This is a genomic window from Dermacoccus sp. CCH2-D9 (genome assembly GCF_001556795.1).
Lineage (GTDB): Bacteria > Actinomycetota > Actinomycetes > Actinomycetales > Dermatophilaceae > Dermacoccus > Dermacoccus nishinomiyaensis.
In genome coordinates this window covers 1-4,550 of sequence record NZ_LSJT01000090.1, presented here as the reverse complement: position 1 = coordinate 4,550, position 4,550 = coordinate 1, and the positions used below count along the sequence as shown (strand labels likewise).

3 protein-coding genes are annotated in these 4,550 nt (G+C 69.8%); 2 read left to right on the top strand and 1 reads right to left on the bottom strand.

Annotation, left to right across the window (positions count from 1 at the left end; all coding sequences use genetic code 11):
* The coding region (locus tag AX669_RS07535) for a patatin family protein (RefSeq protein WP_231729483.1) at positions 1–965 on the top strand (965 nt) is incomplete at its 5' end.
* 123 nt (positions 966–1,088) lie between these two features.
* Here AX669_RS07535 and AX669_RS07530 read toward each other — a convergent pair.
* Positions 1,089–2,711 (bottom strand): DEAD/DEAH box helicase, encoded by a 1,623-nt coding sequence (locus AX669_RS07530; RefSeq protein WP_062257599.1) that lies wholly within the window; start codon positions 2,709–2,711, stop codon positions 1,089–1,091.
* Between the two features lie 410 nt (positions 2,712–3,121).
* Between AX669_RS07530 and AX669_RS07525 the strand changes: the two genes are divergently transcribed.
* Complete coding sequence (locus AX669_RS07525) at positions 3,122–4,462, top strand: MFS transporter (protein WP_062257597.1); 1,341 nt, start codon at positions 3,122–3,124, stop codon at positions 4,460–4,462.
* Positions 4,463–4,550: the final 88 nt, after the last annotated feature.

The following is a 4,550-nucleotide window of genomic DNA, read 5'->3' as shown; positions in this document are numbered from 1 at the left end:
CGTTTGGCCCGTGGGGCCGACGCGCGTCAGGATGGGGAACCGTGAAGACCGTCCTCGACGTCATGCGCCACCGGCGCGACAACTCGAGCCAGCCCCTGCGGCGTCACGACCACGCGCGCGTCACCGTCGTCCTCGAAGGCGGCAGTTCCCGCGCGGCCTACGGCGGCGGCATGGTGGCCGAGCTCGAGGCTCGCGACCTGCTCACGACCGTCGATGCGGTCTACGGCGCGTCGGCCGGAGCTCTCAACGGCGCCTGGCTGATCTGTGGCCGCGCCCGGGCCAATCTGCACGGCTGGTGGGCGCCGGAGAGCATGAATGCGACGATCCGCCCGTCGAACGCGCTGCGTCGCAAACCCGTCGTCGACACCGACGTCATCGTCTACGACCTGTACGAGAACGTCACGCCGATGGGGTTCGAGGAGATCCTCGCGAGCGATGTCGAGTACCACCCCATCGCCACCGACGCGGCGAGTGGCGACGCGGTCGACCTGGCGCCGATGATCCACGACAAGGCAAGCCTGCAGGACGCACTGCGCGCCACGGCGCGGCTGCCGGTTCTCGGCGGCGCACCTGTCGAGATCGACGGGCGACGTTTCATCGACGGCGGGATCGCGGAGAACATCCCCGTCGAGACAGCACTGGCCCAGGGCGCGACGCACGTGCTCGTGCTGCGCACCAAGGCGCCGTCGCTGGATCTGAGCCGCGACAAGGCGGTCGAGAAGCGACTCGTCGCGCGGTGGATGTCCCGTCACGCGCCCGGCGCGAGCGCGGCCTGGACGCGCCGCAACCTGCGCAAGCAGGAGCTCGAGCACCTCATGTCGCACGACGACCGGGTGACGCAGGTGGCGCCGCCCGCCGACGTCGCGCGCATCTCCGTCGTCGGCCGCGCTCAGGACGTGCAGCGACGTGCCGTCGAGGACGGTCAGCGCATCATGGCCGAGACCCTCGACGCCGCAGGGTTGTGATCGACGCCCGTAACCATGGGCGCTTTTCGGTCACATCTGCAGATGTGACCGAAAAGCGCACAAGGGGACGAGAATCGCCGATGTGGACGCCGTTCGCCGATGTGGACGGGAATCGCGGGAGGGTCAGCGCCCGGCGCGCGAGTTCGACGAGAACCCGGCTGCACCGCCGCTGCGACGAGCGCCGCCGGAGCGTCCTGCCGCACCCGAGCCACCCTGGCCACGCGCACCCGAACCACCACGCGAGCCACCCTGGCTCCGTGAACCCGAGCCACCGGACGGACGCCCGCCCGCCCGGTTGCCGTCGCGACCACCGGTCGCAGCGCCGCCGGAGCGTCCGCTGCCCTGGTTGTCACGGCCGGCGCCGTCCTGACCGCCGCGGCCGTCGCTCTGAGCGCCTCGGCCACCGGAGCGTCCTCCGCCCTGGTTGCGGCCGCCGGAGCGTCCGCCCTGGCCACGTCCGCCTTGACGCTGCTCGCCGCCGTCCTTCGGAGCCTTCTTGCGCGAGGGCTCCTGCACGGGTGCGGTGGGCAGTGCTGCGGCGACCTCGTCGGCGCTCATCGTGCGACGCTCACCGGGCGCGAGCTTCTCGAGCAGCGGGTGCGAGGCAGTGACGTTCGTCGTCGTTGCGTTGATCTTCGCCATGCGCAGCAGCGACTTCACGTCGCCGCGCTGATCCGGCGTCATGAGGGTGATGACGGTGCCCGCGGCGCCGGCGCGGGCGGTGCGGCCCGAGCGGTGCAGGTAGGCCTTGTGCTCGGTGGGCGGGTCGGCGTGGACGACGAGTGAGACGTCGTCGACGTGGATGCCGCGCGCGGCGATGTCGGTCGCGACGAGCGTCTCGACGGCGCCCGAGTGGAACGCGTCGAGGTTGCGCACGCGAGCGTTCTGCGACAGGTTGCCGTGCAGGTCGACGGCGGGAATGCCGCGGCCGGCGAGCTGCTTCGCGAGCTTCTTCGCGCCGTGCTTGGTGCGGGTGAACACGACCGTGCGTCCGGGTGCGGAGACGAGGTCGGTGAGCACGTCGATGCGCGAGTCGGAGTCGACGGCGAAGACGTGGTGCTCCATCGTCGCGACGGGCGACTGCGCCGAATCGGCCTGGTGCGTCACCGGGTTCGACAGGAACTTCTTGACGAGCACGTCGATGCCACCGTCGAGCGTCGCGGAGAACAGCAGGTGCTGCGCCTCGCGCGGCACCTTCGTCAGGATGCGTTTGACGCCGGGCAGGAAGCCCATGTCGGCCATGTGGTCGGCCTCGTCGAGGATGCAGACCTCGACGTCGGACAGGTCGCAGAAGCCCTGGCCCATGAGGTCTTCCAGACGCCCGGGGCACGCGATGAGGACGTCGACGCCCGCCTTGAGAGCCTTGACCTGCGGGTTCTGCCCGACGCCGCCGAAGACGGTCGTGTACGACAGCCCGGCCGCCGCGGCCAGCGGCTTGAGCGAGTCGGCGATCTGGTTGGCGAGCTCGCGCGTCGGCGCGAGGACGAGCGAGCGCGGGCGGTAGGCGTCGATCTCGTAGCGCGTCTCGTCGAGACGGGCGACGAGCGGCAGCAGGAACGCGAACGTCTTGCCCGAGCCGGTACGGCCGCGGCCGAGGACGTCGCGGCCCTTGAGCGAGTCGGGCAGCGTCGCGGCCTGGATGGGTGTCGGCGTGTCGATGCCGAGCTTGTCGAGGGTCTTGACGAGGACGGCGGGCACGCCGAGATCGGAGAACGAGGGCACAGATGACTCCTGGAGAGGTTGCATGGAAAGACGAACGATCGATGGTGAAAGCCCGCGCGGTGAATCCGCGCGTCGCAGGCGATCTCGCATCTCGACGATCGTCCGACTCTCATGCGCCACGCGTTCCCGAGATCGGAGGGCGTCGTTCGACGACGTGTGCTGCCCGTTTCGGCGCTGCCGCGCGCCGGGCGCACGACGAGCGCGGGGCGCTCCGATTCGAGGGGAGGCGCAGGGGCGAGTCGGCCACCTGCACGAAGCATCCAGTCTACGCGCAAAGGTTGCGAACCTTCACATGCCACTGTCACGGGCGTGGCATTCGTCGCATCATCGTGCTTGGCTGGAGGTCACCTATTCGCCCCTGGCGCCCGGCCCTCGCACCATGACGCTCGATGCACCACCCGAGCCAAGGACGCCTCCAGCACAAGGGATCTCCCATGGCAGCCATCCCCGTCGACGCGCCACGCGCCCTCGACGCCCATCGCCCGCTGAGCAAGACGTCGCTCGCCGTCGCGGGGTCGTCGACCGTCATCGAGTGGTACGACTTCACGCTGTACCTGTACCTGACGACGGTCATCTCGCGCGTCTTCTTCGGCGGCGGCACGAGCGGTACCGCATGGACGCTGCTGGTCTTCGCCGGCACCTACCTGATGCGCCCCGTCGGCGCCGCGTTCTTCGGCCATGTCGGCGACCGCATCGGGCGCAAGCCCGTCCTTCTCATCTCCATGGCCCTCATGACGTTGGCGATGCTCGCGACGGCCTGCCTGCCGACGTACGCCTCCATCGGGCCAATGGCGGGTTACCTGATGATCGCGCTGCGCGCCCTCATGGCGTTCAGCGTCGGCGGCGAGTACTCGGGCGTCATGACGTACCTCGTCGAGGGCTCCGAACCGCACCGCCGCGGCTTCGTCACGTCGCTGGCCTCCGCGGCGAGCGAGATCGGTGGCCTGCTGGCGGTCGGCCTCTCGGCGATTACGACGTCGTACTTCGTCGGTGACGACCTCGATTCCTGGGGCTGGCGCGTGCCGTTCTTCATCGGCGCGGCGATGGCTACGACGACCCTGTTCATGCGCTCACGCATGGAGGAGTCGCCCGTGTTCGAGGAGGAATCCGAGGCGGACAAGTCGAAGAACCCGCTCGTCGAGGTGCTCAAGACCGAGCCCGCCGCGGTGTGGCGTGGTTTCGCCATCTCGGCGCTCGGGTCGATCACGTACTACGTCGGCATCGGCTACGCGCCGACGTTCCTGCAGTCCGCAGGCAAGTTCAGCGAGTCCGACGCCCTGTGGCTCGGTACCGCGGCGGCGATCGCCGTCATCCTCGTGACGCCGCTGGCGGGCCTCGCCGCCGACCGCTTCGGCCGCCGTCCCATCCTGCTCATCTTCGGGGTTCTCGCGGCTGTGACGTCGCTGACGATGTTCCAGCTCATGGCGAACGGCTCGACGGGCGCGGCGCTCGCGGGCGCCCTCGTGCTCGCCGCCGTCGCGGGCGGGTGGAGCGCCGTGGCCGCGTCGGCCATCGCGGAGCAGTTCAAGTCGAAGGCCCGCATGTCGGGCATGGCGCTCGGATTCACGACGGCGACCGCCATCTTCGGCGGGTTCGCGCCGCTCGTCGGGCAGAAGCTCATCGACTCGACTGGTTGGGCACCCGCGCCCGGCGCGATGATCGCCGTCGTCGCGATCTGTGTGCTGCCCGTCGTGTGGTTCCAGAAGGAGACGGCCCCGAACGTGACAGAGGGCAACGCCACCAACGATCCCGCCTCCCCCACCCGTACGCCGTGACCATCTGCGATTCCTGGCCACATTCGCGATCTTCGTCCACCCCTGACTGTCAGCCTGGGTGTGAGTCACTCAGGAGGTGGGTATGCGC

What these genes read in the sequence shown, in the direction of transcription:
- AX669_RS07530 (WP_062257599.1), bottom strand. Translation starts at nt 2,711, where the DNA reads ATGCAACCTCTCCAGGAGTCATCTGTGCCCTCGTTCTCCGATCTCGGC.
- AX669_RS07525 (WP_062257597.1), top strand. Translation starts at nt 3,122, where the DNA reads ATGGCAGCCATCCCCGTCGACGCGCCACGCGCCCTCGACGCCCATCGC.